Source organism: Proteus sp. G2618 (assembly GCF_009915995.1).
Classification (GTDB): Bacteria; Pseudomonadota; Gammaproteobacteria; order Enterobacterales; family Enterobacteriaceae; genus Proteus; species Proteus terrae.
Genome location: NZ_JAABNI010000024.1, coordinates 121817 through 137821 on the forward strand (window position 1 = coordinate 121817; position 16005 = coordinate 137821).

Genomic DNA, 16005 nt, shown 5'->3' on the forward strand with positions numbered 1-16005 from the left:
GCGATAGTTTTAAGCCTTTGTAAAAATAGAAGCATAAACAAAGAAAGGAATTTTAGTATGGGTGGAACCCAACACACTCAAATAACATCATCGAGAAAAAGTATCTGGCTTGCTGGTATTGTATGGCTGTTGTTTCTTGCCCCTTTTTTCTATTTAACTTATATGCAAGTTAATACTTATACTTCCACTTTATCTGATGTTCCTTCTTTTGTTTATTCATGGGAAAAAGCGATCCCTTTTTTACCTTGGACAATCATTCCTTATTGGAGTGTGAATATTGCCTATGGTATTTCACTAATTATTTGTACAACGTTAAGAGAACAATTTATACATGGCCTACGTTTAATTGTTGCCTCTCTTATTGCTTGTGCTGGTTTTTTATTATTCCCTTTAAAATTTAGTTTTATTCGCCCAACAACAGAAGGGTTTTCTGGTTGGTTATTTACCCAATTAGAAGGTTTCGATTTACCTTATAATCAAGCCCCTTCTTTGCACATAATCTTATTGTGGATACTTTGGTTGCGTTTTCGCGCACATACTCCAAAATCATGGCAATGGTTTTTAAATTTATGGTCATTGCTTATTGCTGTTTCTGTACTGACAACGTGGCAACATCACTTTATCGATATTATTACGGGCTTTGGTGTCGGCGTGTTTATCTGTTATTTATTACCAATAAACTCTCGTTGGAAATGGCATTTTACAGGCAGTAAACGCAGTTTACGTATTAGTAAAAACTATGCGTTATCAGCAATGGTGTTTTATCTGTTATCTTTTGGCTTACAAGGTTTCTTTTGGATTTTTCTCTGGCCTGCAATCACATTAACTTTTGTGGCTTTAGGTTATTTAGGGGCAGGCGCTTCTATTTTTCAAAAAAATGCACAAGGTAAAATTCCCCTTTCTGCACAGATAATCCTATTACCTTATCGCTTTTTTGCTTGGTGTACTTATCGCTATTATTTAACTCGTTGCCAAACACCCAGTTTAGTGACTGAAGGTATTTTATTAGGTGGACGCCCTCTTTATAAATTAAAAGCGAACGCCGTATTTGATTTAACCTGTGAGTGGCCAAGAAACAAGTTTAGCCAAAATCAGCTTTATTTAGCGCAACCTCAAATCGATTTATTACCATTATCTCCTGATGATATCAGCAAAGCCATGTTATCTGTGGAACAGCTTAGCCAAGCAGGGACAGTTTATATTCATTGCAAATTAGGCTATTCGCGCAGTGCAACTATTGTAGTTGCATGGTTAGTTTACAGTGGCACAGTAGATACTTTGGAAGAAGCGATAAAACAGGTGTATCAAACACGCCCTCAAGTGATTTTAAATCCAGAAACACAAGAGGCATTACAAATTTGGTATTCGCGTTTCCAACAAAATAAATAACGAGATAACTATGCTGACAACAAAAACCAGCGGTAAAGTGATTGTGTCTTTAACACAAAGTTGGCGCTATTTACTACTTTTATCACTATTACCTTATATAAGCACATGGCCTGTATTTAGCCTTCATTTTCATAATAAAATGGCCTTCTTTGTTGCTTCTCTTTTATTTTTATTTACGCAATATCACCTTTTTCGTTTATGGCTTGATAGCCATTTTTTTCAGGTACTTTATCGCTATCAAGATGATGTTAGCTTTGATGAAAGCCTCTCTACGTTATTTCCTAAACGTCCCAAAAAACAGACAATGGAAGCTCGCTGGCTAGGAACTAAACGTCTATTTTATTTTGCCTTGATTGGTGTTTCAGTTCAATGGATATGGTGTTTGGCTATGCTCTTTTTTACGCTTTTTAGTTATTAATAAGCTAAAGTTAATGTTTATTCACTATATAAAACAATATGTTATAAGAATAAAATCTAAGGTTTTGTATCAAATTAATTGAACATTTCTATCACAGTAATTCTTTTCTCAAAAAAATGACTCATGTTACTATCATTTACCTTACAAATGATTTGTTATGAGTATTATGGAAAACACCGCGCCACAAACATCGCTAAGCAAAGGTCTTATTTTACTTATGGCGGTTGCCACAGGTATGGTTGTTGCCAGTAACTACTATGCACAACCCCTACTGGATTCAATCGCAAACTATTTCCACATATCTGCAACTTTGGCTGGTTTTATAGTTACCACCGCGCAATTAAGTTATGCCGTGGGGTTAATGTTATTAGTGCCTCTTGGCGATATTTTTGAACGTCGCTCACTTATTATTACTATGACATTAATTTCAGCAAGTGGCCTATTAATTACCGCTATGGCATCTAATATTTGGGTGATGTTAATAGGAACTGCGCTCTCAGGTATGTTCTCAGTCGTGGCTCAAATTCTTGTTCCTTTTGCTGCAACCCTTGCTGCACCTCATCAACGAGGAAAAGCGGTCGGCACGATTATGAGTGGTCTTTTACTTGGGATCTTACTGGCGAGAACTGCATCTGGGTTAATGGCGTCATTTACTAATTGGCAGGGTATTTTCTGGGTAGCAAGTATTTTTCTAGCGATTTTAGCTATCACTTTATGGCGTTGCTTGCCCACTTATAAAAGTGAAACAAACTTAAATTATTTCCAGTTGCTAGGTTCCATTTTCAAATTATTTGCAACAACCCCTGTATTAAGAACTCGTTCATTAGTTGGCGCACTTATTTTTGCTCATTTTGGTTTATTGTGGACTTCAATGGCCTTTTTATTGGCTTCTGATCCTTTTAATTACTCAGATGCCGTGATTGGTTTATTTGGTCTTGTGGGTGCCGCAGGTGCATTAATGGCAGGAAAAGCTGGCGTATTAGTGGATAAAGGAAAAGGTAAAAAAACCACCACCGTAGGATTAGTCATCCTCTTTCTCTCTTGGGGCTTTATCATTATTGCACCTTATTATCACTGGATTGGGCTCATCAGCTTTATTATTGGCGTTGTCCTGCTAGACTTAGCTGTTCAGGGTGTTCATGTCACCAATCAGAGCACTATATACCGTATTTTACCTGATGCTAGAAACCGCCTAACTGCCGCTTATATGACAAGCTATTTTATTGGTGGTGCATTAGGATCTTTACTATCAGGCTATGCTTATCATCAATATGGATGGACCGGTGTTTCCATCGCTGGATTAGTCATCGGCGTTATCGGTCTTATTGTTTGGTTTTTAGGTTATAAAAATGATCCAATAATCCACGCCGAATAATATTCAGACCCAAGGATGGGTTATATTATTTCTTCAATCCCACTCTAATCAGAATAAAATGTGAATGTTTTAACAGCGTGATTACTATTGATGTATATCATCATCCCATTCTTTATTAAGAAAATTATATCAATCTTACCAATAAAGCACTATATAAATAATTTCAATTCGGTATTGTCCACATAGTAAGCATTGATGGTGATAATAAATTTATTACGTGTTTTATCGTAAAAAATGATCCCTTTTTTCGCAAATAGACTACTATTCATTGTCAGATAAGTGATAAATTGATTTTATTAACTTATTGTAAAGAGATAAGTACCTATTCTTTTTTTTGTGTTATCATTCAGAAAATTTATGAATCAGGTAACATAATCAAAAAAACATAGTGACTATAAATAATAAAAATTGCTAAATTGTGTGTTTAATATACCATTTAACATGTTGATAACAGCATTATCCTAATTTTCGAAACTAACAAGGTGTCTAAAAATGGAAAGCTCATTTACGCCAACAGAAGAATTACTAAACACTCGCGCTACACAACAGAAATCGCTTAACAAAGATATTCCTTATCAAGAAATTTTGTTAACTCGCCTTTCTATGCATGTTCAAAGCAAACTTCTTGAAAGTCGTAATAATATGTTAAAGTCTCAGGGTATTAACGAGACATTATTTATGGCACTAATGATTTTAGATACGACAGAAAATCGTAGTATTCAACCATCAGAATTAAGTGCAGCTTTAGGCTCTTCAAGAACGAATGCAACACGCATTGCTGATGAGCTTGAAAAGCAAGGCTGGATTGAACGTCGTGAAAGCCATAATGACCGCCGTTGTTTACATCTCCATTTAACTGATGCAGGTGAAGAGTTTTTAAATAGCTTATTACCACCGCAACATCAGTGCTTAAAACAAATCTGGTCTGTATTAGATCAATCTGAACAAAGACAGCTTGAAACGCTAATGCGTAAGTTATTATTACAATTAGATACTTTGGCTGAAAAAGGTTGTGAATAAGTAGCATAATAAATAGTTTTATTGATCTAATCCTATTTAAGCCATAAATCGGCAAACATACTTACCCATTAGCATTTATAATTTACCTTCACGCTAATAATTATTCTAAGATTGACTTTATAATTATGTTTCCAGTTTTAATACTGGAAACATATCTAATGATGTTTTTCTGGTTTTATGGAGATCTTCTAAATGAGTGTTAATGAGGAAACTACCCCCCCTCAGGCTCCCATTCGCAATAAAAAACGAACTCGCCGAAATGTTCTACTGTTGCTAACCATCCTATTTATTGTTGCTGGTGTGGCTTACACCGCTTATTGGTTTATGGTGTTAAGACATCATGAAACAACAGATAATGCTTATGTGACTGGCAATCAAATCATGGTGATGCCACAGATTTCTGGTTCTGTTACCACTGTTTATGTGGATAACACCGATTTTGTAAAAGCGGGTGAACCCTTAGTTTTATTAGATTCAAGTGATGAAAAACTGGCATTAGAAAAAGCAAAAACGGCATTAGCTAATAGTGTTCGTCAAATGCATCAGCAAATTATTAATGGTCGTCAATTAAAAGCAAACATCGTTTTACGTGAAACAGAGCTCACTAAATTACAAAATGATCTTCGCCGCCGTGAAGTTTTAGGTGAACGCAACGTCATTGGTAAAGAAGAACTTCAACACGCCAGAGAAGCTGTTTCTACCGCAAGAGCGGCTTTAGAAGTTGCAAGAGAGCAATATAATGCTAATCAAGCAATTATCTTAAATACTCCAATTGCAAAACAACCTTCTGTTTTACAAGCATCTACCGATGTTCGTAATGCATGGCTTGCCTTAGAACGTACTAAAATTTTAAGCCCAACAGATGGCTATGTTTCACGTCGTAGCGTTCAAGTTGGTGCACAAGTCTCACCTGGTAAACCTTTAATGGCTGTTGTTCCTGTAACGGGTATGTGGATTGATGCCAACTTTAAAGAAACCCAACTCGCGAATATGCGAATTGGTCAACCTGCAAAGATAACAACTGACTTTTACGGTAAAAAAGTCATTTATCACGGCACTGTATTAGGTTTAGATATGGGAACGGGTAGTGCATTCTCATTACTGCCTGCACAAAATGCTAGTGGTAACTGGATAAAAGTCGTTCAACGCTTACCTGTGCGTATTTCATTAGATGAAAAAGAATTAGCAGAGAAGCCTCTGCGTATTGGTCTTTCTTCTGAAGTAACTGTCGATACGATTAACCTTGATGGAAAAGTATTATCACACAGCGAACGCCAAGCACCTGCTTATCATACTGATGCTTTAACAATTGATATGTCAGAGATTAATAAACTGATCAATGAAATCATTGAACAAAATGCAGGACAATAAAGGCGAGGTGTAAAGGTGAGCAAAGAGCCATTACAAGGAGGAAAACTTGCCTTAATGACCATCGCCCTTGCGTTGGCCACCTTTATGCAAGTTCTCGATTCTACAATCGCTAACGTAGCCATTCCAACTATTGCAGGAAACTTAGGTGCCTCTAACTCTCAGGGGACTTGGGTTATTACTTCTTTTGGGGTAGCAAATGCTATTTCTATCCCTATCACTGGTTGGTTAGCAAAACGTATTGGTGAAGTTCGACTCTTTATGTGGTCAACGGCACTTTTTGCGTTAACATCTTGGCTTTGTGGTATTTCACAAAGTCTTGAAATGCTTATTTTCTTTCGTGTACTTCAAGGTTTAGTTGCAGGGCCACTCATTCCTTTATCACAAAGTTTATTATTGAATAACTATCCACCAGCCAAACGAAATATGGCGCTTGCTCTATGGTCAGTGACCATTGTTGTGGCTCCCATTTTAGGACCGATTTTAGGTGGCTATATCAGCGATAACTACCATTGGGGATGGATATTTTTTATTAACGTTCCATTTGGTGTGTTGATTATTATGTGTATATCAAACACCTTAGCTGGACGCGAAACAAAAACTGAAATTAAACCAATAGATACCATTGGCCTTGTTTTACTTGTCGTGGGTATTGGTGCATTACAAATCATGCTCGATCAGGGTAAAGAGCTTGATTGGTTTAATTCGACAGAAATTATAGTCCTCACTATTGTGGCTGTGGTTGCGCTTAGCTTCTTAATTGTTTGGGAGTTAACAGACGATCATCCAGTGATAGATCTTTCCCTCTTTAAGAGTCGAAACTTTACCATTGGCTGTGTCACGCTTAGCCTCGCCTATATGATCTATTTTGGCACCATTGTTTTACTGCCACTGCTTTTACAAGAGGTCTTTGGTTATACAGCAACATGGGCGGGATTAGCATCAGCATCGGTAGGGTTATTACCTTTAATAATCACACCGATTATAGGTAAATTTGGTGGTAAAGTGGATTTACGCTATATCATCAGCTTTAGCTTTATTATGTTTTCTGTGTGTTTTTATTGGCGAGCTTATACCTTCGAGCCTGGAATGGATTTTGCCACTGTGGCATGGCCTCAATTCTGGCAAGGTTTAGCTGTTGCGTGTTTCTTTATGCCATTAACGACAATGACATTATCTGGACTACCTCCAGAAAAAATGGCATCAGCATCAAGTCTTTCAAACTTCTTAAGAACATTGGCAGGGGCAATTGGCGCATCGTTAACCACAACGATTTGGACACAAAGAGAATCACTTCACCATGAAACCTTTGTAGAAAAAATTAACCCACTCGATCCTGATTCGCAAATGGCGTATCAACAAATGAATGATCTTGGTCTTTCAAATGAACAAGCATCTGCATATTTAGCCAAGACGATTACAGAACAGGGATTAATTATTTCAGCCAATGAGATTTTTTGGTTAGCGGCTGGTATTTTCCTTATCATGATGATCGTGGTTTGGTTTGCTAAACCGCCATTCTCACCGGGAAAATAATATAATTAACATAGACCGTATAAATAAAAACCCCGCTTAAACCATAATGATTAAGCGGGGTTTTTGTACTATTCTTTAAAAAACTTTAAAGCAATTAGCCTTGGTGCTGACGCCACCATTCTGCTAATAACACACCAGAAGCTACAGAGACGTTTAAGCTTTCAACGTGGCCAGTACCGCCGATGTAAATGCTCATATCACCTTGATTTAAAGTGCTTTCACTTAAGCCATCTTTCTCTTGACCTAAGATAAGAACCATTTTCGCCGGTAATTGTGCTTTTGATAATGGCACACTGCCTTTGTGACTTGATGTTGCCACCAGCGTATAACCCGCTTTTTTAAATTTATCTAACGTTTGAGCAAAGTTATCAGCATCAATACCTTGGATATATTCTGCACCACCTTCTGCGGTACGAACAGCAGCACCAGACTCTAATACAGCAGAATCAGGAGAGATAACCCCTTTCACACCAAAGTGCGCACAGCTACGCATAATTGCACCTACGTTATGTGGATTACCCACATCTTCAAGTGCTAATACGCAATCATGTTCAGGTGCATCTTTCAGATAGGTTTCTGCATCATGACCAACACGTTTTTTAATTAAGAAGCACACGCCACCATGGTGATCAGTACGAGCGGCTTTCACCATCTCTTCTTCTTCAACAACGTGATAGGCTTTACGGTTTGCTGCCATCCATTTCAATGCATCACGAAAACGTGGTGTCACATCTTGTAAAAACCAAGCACGAACAATCGCATCAGGACGATTTTTAAACATTGCTTGGCAGGCATTTTCACCATAAATACGTGTCTCTTCTAAACGCTGGCGACGCAACTGTTCAGGATCGATTTGGCTCTTACCAGTAATGCCATCGTGCTCTTTAATTGCCTCTTCACCAGCAGGGCGAGAAACCGTTTTCCACGGAGAAAAACTTCCGCCTTCACTGTCGCGAGAAGGTTTTGATTCATTACGTGATGCGCCACGCCCTGAAGGCTTACCTGCACCGCGGTCATCACGACGAGAAAATTTATTATCACCACGTCTGTTATCGCGATTTTTATCGTCGCGGTTATCGCCACGTCTATTATCACGATTTTTGTCGTCACGGTTGTCACCGCGTTTGTTATCACGGCTATCACCACGACCATTTTCAGGACGGCGGGATGGTTTTTTAGGTTTATTATCGGCGTTGTCCTCACTACGGACATACATTACTTTTACTTTGCCGTTTTTACCTTCATAAGAATCGTTCATTTGTCTCTCCAACTGCAATAGGGGCGCAGATTACATGATAGTTTAGCAACTGTCACCGAGAGAATCACGCAAGGAATCGATAAACTAATCAGGATCAATTGATAATTAACTTCATCTCATAGATAACTAATATATCATTATGATTTATATGATAAAAATACACTGAATAGTTTGTTTGTTTTGAACATGATAATATTCGATTCTTTTTTATAAGTATTGGTTAATCTGTTATGCATGACAATGCAGTCTCTCGACTTCGTCAATACCGACTTTCGATTTCAACCCGCCCTTTTAAAGCGCGAGGTTTTCGTACAAAACGTTGCACTTTTTGCTTATTACCTGAAAAACAGTGTCTTTGCGACACGATTATCAATCAACCAGCAAAAAGCCAATTTTGTTTATTGATGTACGATACTGAAGTGATGAAGCCAAGTAATACGGGGAAATTAATTGCCGATGTATTACCAGACACACAGGCATTTTTATGGTCCCGAACTGAGCCAGAACAGGCTTTGCTTGATCTAATCAATACACCTGATAGGCAAGCTTATGTTGTCTTCCCTGAAAGCTATGCATCAAGTGAACGTGTTGTATACAACCAACTCCCAGCCAATAGCAAACCGCCTTTATTTATCCTCCTTGATGGTACTTGGAGTGAAGCCCGCAAAATGTTTCGCAAAAGCCCTTATCTCGATTCATTGCCTCTTTTTTCTTTAAATGAGGCAATTAAATGCGAGTATGTACTTCGCCAAGCAGCAAGAGAAGATCAACATTGTACAGCAGAAGTTGCTGCTTCTATTTTAGAGAATGTCGGCGATATGCAAGCCTCACAACAGCTTTTTTCTCATTTTAGTTACTTTCGTCAACAATATTTACTTGGAAAACCAGACCGGAGTCAGGCAAAAGAAGATCAAATCAGCTACATTGAATAGCAGTTGATAATGAAACTCTGGAGTGGATATGAGCCAACGAGGTCTTGAAGCACTATTACGTCCTAAATCTATTGCGGTGATTGGTGCCTCTGAAAAATTAGGTCGAGCAGGAACCACCATGATGAAAAATTTGCTCAGTGGTGGATTTAATGGCCCTGTGTTTCCGATTAATCCTGCTCGCAGCTCTGTCTCTGGTGTTTTCACTTATCCTTCTATTGATAAATTACCTCAAGTACCTGATCTCGCGATTATTTGTACACATCATCGTCGCAACCTTGAGTTACTGAAACAATTAGGTGAGTCTGGTTGCAAAGCTGTAATTGTACTTTCTGCACAACCGGAACAATTTCAGCCAATAAAATTACTTTGCCAGCAATATCATATCCGTTTACTTGGCCCAAATAGTTTGGGGCTTTTAGCACCATGGCAAGGTTTAAATGCCAGCTTTTCGCCTCTTCCAGTTAAAAAAGGAAAGCTCGCTTTTATTTCGCAATCAGCTGCTGTCGCCAACACGATTTTAGATTGGGCTTATTATCGCAATATTGGCTTTTCTTATTTTATTGCATTAGGTGACAACCAAGATATCCAAGTTGATGATTTACTGGATTTTCTAGCAAGAGACAGTAAAACCAGTGCAATTTTATTGCATCTCGAACATATAAAAGATGCGCGACGTTTTATGTCGGCATCTCGTAGTGCTTCACGCAATAAGCCTATTCTGGTGATAAAGAGTGGTCGAACCCAAAAAGCTCAACTGTTATTAGGTGATACACCAAGTTATGATGTGGCTTATGATGCGGCTTTTCAACGTGCAGGATTATTGCGAGTACAAGATACCCATGAGATGTTTTCTGCCGTTGAAACACTTAGCTATATGACGCCTTTAAAAGGCGAAAGATTGATGATTATGAGTAATGGCTCTGCACCTGCTGCAATGGCCGTTGATGAGCTATTTTTACATTCAGGAAAGCTTGCACAACTTACGGATGAAACAAAACAAAAGCTACAAAATATTATTCAAGAAGAAAATACCATTCGTAATCCACTAAACTTAGGTGATGATACAACCGTTGATCGTTATATTTTAGCATTGAATTGTTTGTTAGATAGCCATGATCATGATGCATTACTCCTTATTCACACACCTAGTGCCATAGCCCCTAGCATTGAAACAGCACAACGAGTCATAGAAGCCATCAATAAACACCCTAGACGTAAATGGCTTACCGTTTTCACTAACTGGGGCGGAGAATATTCATCCCAACAATCGCGTAAATTATTTAGTGAAGCTGGAATTCCAACCTATCGAACACCTGAAGGTGCCGTCACTGCATTTATGCATATGGTGGAATATCGTCGGAATCAAAAGCAGCTAAAAGAAACACCAGCATTGCCTCTAGATATCAAAATGAATACACAGCAAGCACATCGTTGCATTGAAGAGGCATTAAAGAATAAGCAATATCGATTAGACACACACCAAGTTCAGCCAATTATGGAAGCTTACGGTTTTAATACACTTCCTACTTGGATTGCTCATAATGCACAAGAAGCTGTCAATATTGCTGAAAAGATTGGTTACCCTGTTGCACTGAAATTACGTTCTCCTGATATCCCTCATAAGTCCGAAGTACAAGGTGTTATGCTTTATCTTCGAGACAGCACAGAAGTATCATCAGCAGCACATGCTATTATAGAGCGCGTTACAGAGCTATATCCTCAAGCACAAATTCAGGGTTTATTAGTACAAAGTATGGCAAATCGCGCTGGCTCTCAAGAACTACGAGTCGCAATAGAACAAGATCCTATTTTTGGCCCCTTAATTGTCTTAGGTGAAGGGGGGGTTGAGTGGCAAATAGAAACTAAAGCCGCAGTGGCTTTGCCACCTCTTAATATGGCACTTGCCCGCTATCTGGTTATTAATGCAATAAAAAGCGGAAAGATACAGCCTAGAAGCGCTTTACAGCCTCTAAATATATTAAGCCTAAGTCATTTTTTGGTGCAGGTTTCTCACTTACTTTTAGATTGCCCACAAATTGTCAGATTAGATATTCACCCTCTACTGGCTTCAGGTAATGATTTTACATTGCTCGATGTTGCGATGGAGTTAGCGCCACTACAAGGCGATCCTCATCAAAGACTCTCTATTCGCCCTTATCCCAATGAGTTAGAAGAAACATTCTTCCTAAGAGATAACAATCCTTGCTTTATCCGCCCTATTTTGCCGGAAGATGAACCATTACTAAAAACATTTATAAATCAAGTGACAAAAGAAGATCTTTATTATCGCTATTTTAGTGAAATCAGTGAATTTACACATGACGATCTCGCGAATATGACTCAAATTGACTACGATCGAGAAATGGCTTTTGTCGCGATCAGAAATCCAGAAGATCAGCCTGAAATCATTGGTGTTGCTCGTGCAATGGCAGATCCCGATAATCAGCATGCAGAATTTGCTATTCTTGTGCGTTCTGATTTAAAAGGAAACACTTTAGGTCATCAACTTATGACTAAACTTATCAACTATACTAGAGAACATGGTATTAAACGTTTAACCGCGATAACAATGCCTGAAAATCGCAACATGATAAGTTTAGCGAAAAAACTGGGATTTTCTGTTGAAGTACAATTTGATGAAGGAATAGTCAATCTTGATTTACAGCTTGGATCTTCAAACGATAGCCCAATGCTATAATCATTAGAGAAAGTTTCTTTATGTGATTGTTCGCGCATCCTTTGATAAATTAGCTATATAAGATGATTTTATGCGTACATCCCATATAACTAATGTTATGATCAGAAGATCGGTTAAAGAAAATCTACATGGACGATGGCTCCATCTGCCATCATAAACAAGAGAATTAAGCACTGTGATGTTGTCTAAACTAAAACTTGCTAAGCATCAACAACACCTTGCACAACTGCCTAAATTAGCTCAGTCAGTTGCTGATGTTGAAACGCTTTATCAGACGTCCGCGTTTCGCAGCACCTTATTGAAATACATTGCTCAAGCAAAGAAAGAGATCTTTATTACAGCTCTTTACCTAGAGCACGATGAGGCTGGTGAAGAGATCCTTGATGCGCTTTACACCGCAAAACAACAACGTCCTGAATTATCCATTACCGTTATTGTTGATTGGCACCGTGCTCAACGTGGGCGTATTGGTGTCTCTGCTGATGCAACAAATGCAGATTGGTACTACCATGTTGCACAGCAACACCCTGATATCGAGCTCCCTATTTACGGCATTCCCGTAAACACTCGTGAAGCATTAGGTGTATTACACCTTAAAGGCTTTATCTTTGATGATACGGTTATCTATAGTGGCGCAAGTATTAATAATGTTTACTTGCATAAACTCGATAAATATCGTTATGACAGATATCACATTATCCAAAATAGCGAATTAGCTTCCACAATGAAGCAATTTATCGTGTCTGATCTTTTGCAATCAGAAGCGATTCAACGACTGGATATCAAAGATAGAGTTCGTTGTGCCGAAATTAAAAATTGTATTCGTCAATTTCGTTTCAATTTACGCACTCGTGATGGCTATGATATTAAAGCCAATGCTTCTAACAACGAGCTGGCAGTAACACCTTTAATGGGTTTAGGTAAGAAAAATATCTTAAATAAGACAATTTCTCACCTTATGGCTTCTACTGAAGAAAAACTTGTTATTTGTACACCTTATTTTAATTTACCTGCGATCCTTGTACGCCAAATCAGTCATTTATTAAGAAATGGCAAGCAAGTCGAAATTATTATTGGTGATAAAACAGCAAATGACTTCTATATTCCACCAGAAGAGCCATTTAAAATTATTGGTGCTTTGCCTTATCTCTATGAAATGAACTTGCGTAAATTTACCCAACGTTTCCAGCGGTTTATTGATAGCAATCAATTAACAGTAAGACTTTGGAAAGATAGCGATAATACATATCACTTAAAAGGTATGTGGGTAGATGATAACTGGCAATTAATTACGGGTAATAATCTTAATCCACGTGCATGGGGATTAGATTTAGAAAATGCCATATTAATTCATGATCCTAAACATGAATTACATGAACAACGACACAAAGAGTTAGAATGTATTCGCCAACATACTATTGTCGTGAAACATTACCAAGATCTAGAAAGCATTAAGCTTTATCCTCTAAAAGTGAAAAAATTAATTAAACGCTTACGACGCATTCGTGTTGATAGATTAATCAGCCGCATACTTTAATTAACACTTCATTTGATAAGCCTTGCTAAATTACAGCAAGGCTTTTTTGTTTAATAAAATTATCTTCTCAAATTATCCCTTATCTTTAATAATCTTCTATATTAAAAACACTCTTATCAGTGAAAAGGCTTTTATTTTTTATGAGACTAAAGCTCAAATGTCGTTCTCTGATTATTTTATTATCAATAATAACTTTAAATGGTTGCCAGTCATTTCATTTTGCCAATGATAATTGGAAAGGCAAAGATAAGGCTCAGCATTTCTTATTTTCAATGGCAACATCTGCAGGTGCAAATGCGTATGCAGATCATCAAAATTATGGTCATAGGGAAGGATTATTAATAGGGCTCTCATTTTCGATTAGTTTAGGTGCCGCAAAAGAGCTTTATGATAGTCGTCCAAGAGGGACTGGTTGGAGTTGGCATGATTTTGCTTACGATGTTGCAGGGGCAGTGGCAGGTTCATTACTTTATCAGCAATTAAAATAATTTTTTATTCAGAGTAGCTAAACCTACAAATGCAAAAAAGCCAACCCATTGGGTTGGCTTTCTCGTCTTATTTAATGCCTGGCAGTTCCCTACTCTCACATGGGGAGACCCCACACTACCATCGGCGCTACAACGTTTCACTTCTGAGTTCGGCATGGATTCAGGTGGGTCCACTGCGCTATGGCCGCCAAGCAAATTCTGTTTAATTACCCGTTACTTCGATTTCTCTTCGTAACCAGCAATTTTCAATCTTAAAACAAGCCTACTTCATCTACTGTTTGTCTCTCAGACAAAACACCTTCGGTGTTGTCAGGTTAAGCCTCACGGTTCATTAGTACTGGTTAGCTCAACGTATCGCTACGCTTACACACCCAGCCTATCAACGTCTTAGTCTTAAACGTTCCTTTAGGTCACTCAAGGTGACAGGGAAGACTCATCTCGAGGCAAGTTTCCCGCTTAGATGCTTTCAGCGGTTATCTCTTCCGCACTTAGCTACCGGGCAATGCCATTGGCATGACAACCCGAACACCAGTGGTGCGTTCACTCCGGTCCTCTCGTACTAGGAGCAACCCCTCTCAATCTTCCAACGCCCACGGCAGATAGGGACCGAACTGTCTCACGACGTTCTAAACCCAGCTCGCGTACCACTTTAAATGGCGAACAGCCATACCCTTGGGACCTACTTCAGCCCCAGGATGTGATGAGCCGACATCGAGGTGCCAAACACCGCCGTCGATATGAACTCTTGGGCGGTATCAGCCTGTTATCCCCGGAGTACCTTTTATCCGTTGAGCGATGGCCCTTCCATTCAGAACCACCGGATCACTAAGACCTACTTTCGTACCTGCTCGAGCCGTCACTCTCACAGTCAAGCTGGCTTATGCCTTTGCACTAACCGCATGATGTCCGACCATGCTTAGCCAACCTTCGTGCTCCTCCGTTACTCTTTAGGAGGAGACCGCCCCAGTCAAACTACCCACCAGACACGGTCCCCGATCCAGATTATGGACCTAGGTTAGAACATCAAACGTTAAAGGGTGGTATTTCAAGGTTGACTCCATGCAGACTGGCGTCCACACTTCATAGTCTCCCACCTATCCTACACATCAAGGCTCAATGTTCAGTGTCAAGCTATAGTAAAGGTTCACGGGGTCTTTCCGTCTTGCCGCGGGTACACTGCATCTTCACAGCGAGTTCAATTTCACTGAGTCTCGGGTGGAGACAGCCTGGCCATCATTACGCCATTCGTGCAGGTCGGAACTTACCCGACAAGGAATTTCGCTACCTTAGGACCGTTATAGTTACGGCCGCCGTTTACTGGGGCTTCGATCAAGAGCTTCTCCCTAAGGATAACCCCATCAATTAACCTTCCAGCACCGGGCAGGCGTCACACCGTATACGTCCACTTTCGTGTTTGCACAGTGCTGTGTTTTTAATAAACAGTTGCAGCCAGCTGGTATCTTCGACTGGCTTCGGCTCCGTCCGCGAGGGACTTCACTTACCGCCAGCGTGCCTTCTCCCGAAGTTACGGCACCATTTTGCCTAGTTCCTTCACCCGAGTTCTCTCAAGCGCCTGAGTATTCTCTACCTGACCACCTGTGTCGGTTTGGGGTACGATTGTTGGTAACCTGAAGCTTAGAGGCTTTTCCTGGAAGCAGGGCATCAATTGCTTCACCACCTTAGTGGTTCGTCATCACACCTCAGCATTAAGTGACCGGATTTGCCTAATCACTCTGCCTACATGCTTGAACCGGGACGACCGTCGCCCGGACAACCTAGCCTTCTCCGTTCCCCCATCGCAGTTACCACCAGTACGGGAATATTAACCCGTTTCCCATCGACTACGCTTTTCAGCCTCGCCTTAGGGGTCGACTCACCCTGCCCCGATTAACGTTGGACAGGAACCCTTGGTCTTCCGGCGTGCGGGTTTTTCACCCGCATTATCGTTACTTATGTCAGCATTCGCACTTCTGATACCTCCAGCAT

The 16005-nt window shown here is 39.5% G+C and carries 11 protein-coding genes and 2 rRNA genes; 10 read left to right on the plus strand and 3 right to left on the minus strand.

The genetic code is table 11. The features are described from left to right. The first annotated feature begins 57 nt into the window (after positions 1-57). The 6 genes from GWJ01_RS14805 to emrB all read left to right on the plus strand — a co-directional run bounded on the left by GWJ01_RS14805 (position 58) and on the right by emrB (position 7106). The gene (locus tag GWJ01_RS14805) at positions 58-1389 is read left to right on the plus strand and encodes a phosphatase PAP2/dual specificity phosphatase family protein (RefSeq protein ID WP_109402202.1); all 1332 of its coding nucleotides are present in this window, start codon (positions 58-60) and stop codon (positions 1387-1389) included. A gap of 10 nt (positions 1390-1399) precedes the next feature. Next, a complete protein-coding gene (locus GWJ01_RS14810) occupies positions 1400-1807 on the plus strand; it encodes a hypothetical protein (RefSeq protein WP_161711246.1) in 408 nt (135 codons plus the stop codon). Positions 1808-1973: 166 nt separating this feature from the next. After that, positions 1974-3182 (plus strand): MFS transporter, encoded by a 1209-nt coding sequence (locus tag GWJ01_RS14815; protein WP_109402200.1) that lies wholly within the window; start codon positions 1974-1976, stop codon positions 3180-3182. A 492-nt stretch (positions 3183-3674) separates the two neighbouring features. Beyond that, positions 3675-4202: a transcriptional repressor MprA gene (gene mprA, locus GWJ01_RS14820; RefSeq protein WP_023581117.1), complete on the plus strand. Its 528-nt coding sequence runs from the start codon at positions 3675-3677 to the stop codon at positions 4200-4202. Between the two features lie 192 nt (positions 4203-4394). Beyond that, positions 4395-5573, plus strand: a complete 1179-nt coding sequence (gene emrA / locus GWJ01_RS14825) for a multidrug efflux MFS transporter periplasmic adaptor subunit EmrA (protein WP_109393394.1) — start codon at positions 4395-4397, stop codon at positions 5571-5573. Between the two features lie 15 nt (positions 5574-5588). Beyond that, positions 5589-7106, plus strand: a complete 1518-nt coding sequence (emrB, locus tag GWJ01_RS14830; RefSeq protein ID WP_109402199.1) for a multidrug efflux MFS transporter permease subunit EmrB — start codon at positions 5589-5591, stop codon at positions 7104-7106. A gap of 94 nt (positions 7107-7200) precedes the next feature. On the opposite strand, the gene GWJ01_RS14835 is transcribed toward emrB, so the two are convergent. Beyond that, the gene (locus GWJ01_RS14835; RefSeq protein ID WP_100159391.1) at positions 7201-8364 is read right to left on the minus strand and encodes a tRNA/rRNA methyltransferase; all 1164 of its coding nucleotides are present in this window, start codon (positions 8362-8364) and stop codon (positions 7201-7203) included. 230 nt (positions 8365-8594) lie between these two features. On the opposite strand from GWJ01_RS14835, the gene GWJ01_RS14840 reads away from it, so the two are divergent. The 4 genes from GWJ01_RS14840 (at position 8595) to GWJ01_RS14855 (ending at position 14019) form a co-directional block, all read left to right on the plus strand. Continuing rightward, on the plus strand, positions 8595-9296 hold the full coding sequence (locus tag GWJ01_RS14840) for a tRNA-uridine aminocarboxypropyltransferase (RefSeq protein WP_109393392.1): 702 nt from the start codon (positions 8595-8597) through the stop codon (positions 9294-9296). 28 nt (positions 9297-9324) lie between these two features. After that, complete coding sequence (locus GWJ01_RS14845) at positions 9325-11994, plus strand: bifunctional acetate--CoA ligase family protein/GNAT family N-acetyltransferase (protein ID WP_109402198.1); 2670 nt, start codon at positions 9325-9327, stop codon at positions 11992-11994. A gap of 178 nt (positions 11995-12172) precedes the next feature. Next, on the plus strand, positions 12173-13531 hold the full coding sequence (gene pssA, locus GWJ01_RS14850) for a CDP-diacylglycerol--serine O-phosphatidyltransferase (RefSeq protein WP_161711247.1): 1359 nt from the start codon (positions 12173-12175) through the stop codon (positions 13529-13531). A 140-nt stretch (positions 13532-13671) separates the two neighbouring features. Next, positions 13672-14019 carry a YfiM family lipoprotein gene (locus GWJ01_RS14855; RefSeq protein WP_109402197.1) on the plus strand — a complete coding sequence of 116 codons (348 nt, stop codon included), beginning with the start codon at positions 13672-13674 and terminating at the stop codon, positions 14017-14019. 76 nt (positions 14020-14095) lie between these two features. Here GWJ01_RS14855 and rrf read toward each other — a convergent pair. Further along, a 5S ribosomal RNA gene (rrf, locus tag GWJ01_RS14860) occupies positions 14096-14211 on the minus strand. Positions 14212-14329: 118 nt separating this feature from the next. After that, positions 14330-16005: ribosomal RNA gene (locus tag GWJ01_RS14865) — 23S ribosomal RNA — on the minus strand; the annotation flags it as partial.

Bases quoted from the DNA above. Each gene is read 5' to 3' on its own strand.
- GWJ01_RS14805 (WP_109402202.1), top strand. From the start codon at position 58: ATGGGTGGAACCCAACACACTCAAATAACATCATCGAGAAAAAGTATC.
- GWJ01_RS14810 (WP_161711246.1), top strand. From the start codon at position 1,400: ATGCTGACAACAAAAACCAGCGGTAAAGTGATTGTGTCTTTAACACAA.
- GWJ01_RS14815 (WP_109402200.1), top strand. From the start codon at position 1,974: ATGGAAAACACCGCGCCACAAACATCGCTAAGCAAAGGTCTTATTTTA.
- mprA (WP_023581117.1), top strand. From the start codon at position 3,675: ATGGAAAGCTCATTTACGCCAACAGAAGAATTACTAAACACTCGCGCT.
- emrA (WP_109393394.1), top strand. From the start codon at position 4,395: ATGAGTGTTAATGAGGAAACTACCCCCCCTCAGGCTCCCATTCGCAAT.
- GWJ01_RS14835 (WP_100159391.1), bottom strand. From the start codon at position 8,364: ATGAACGATTCTTATGAAGGTAAAAACGGCAAAGTAAAAGTAATGTAT.
- GWJ01_RS14840 (WP_109393392.1), top strand. From the start codon at position 8,595: ATGCATGACAATGCAGTCTCTCGACTTCGTCAATACCGACTTTCGATT.
- GWJ01_RS14845 (WP_109402198.1), top strand. From the start codon at position 9,325: ATGAGCCAACGAGGTCTTGAAGCACTATTACGTCCTAAATCTATTGCG.
- pssA (WP_161711247.1), top strand. From the start codon at position 12,173: ATGTTGTCTAAACTAAAACTTGCTAAGCATCAACAACACCTTGCACAA.
- GWJ01_RS14855 (WP_109402197.1), top strand. From the start codon at position 13,672: ATGAGACTAAAGCTCAAATGTCGTTCTCTGATTATTTTATTATCAATA.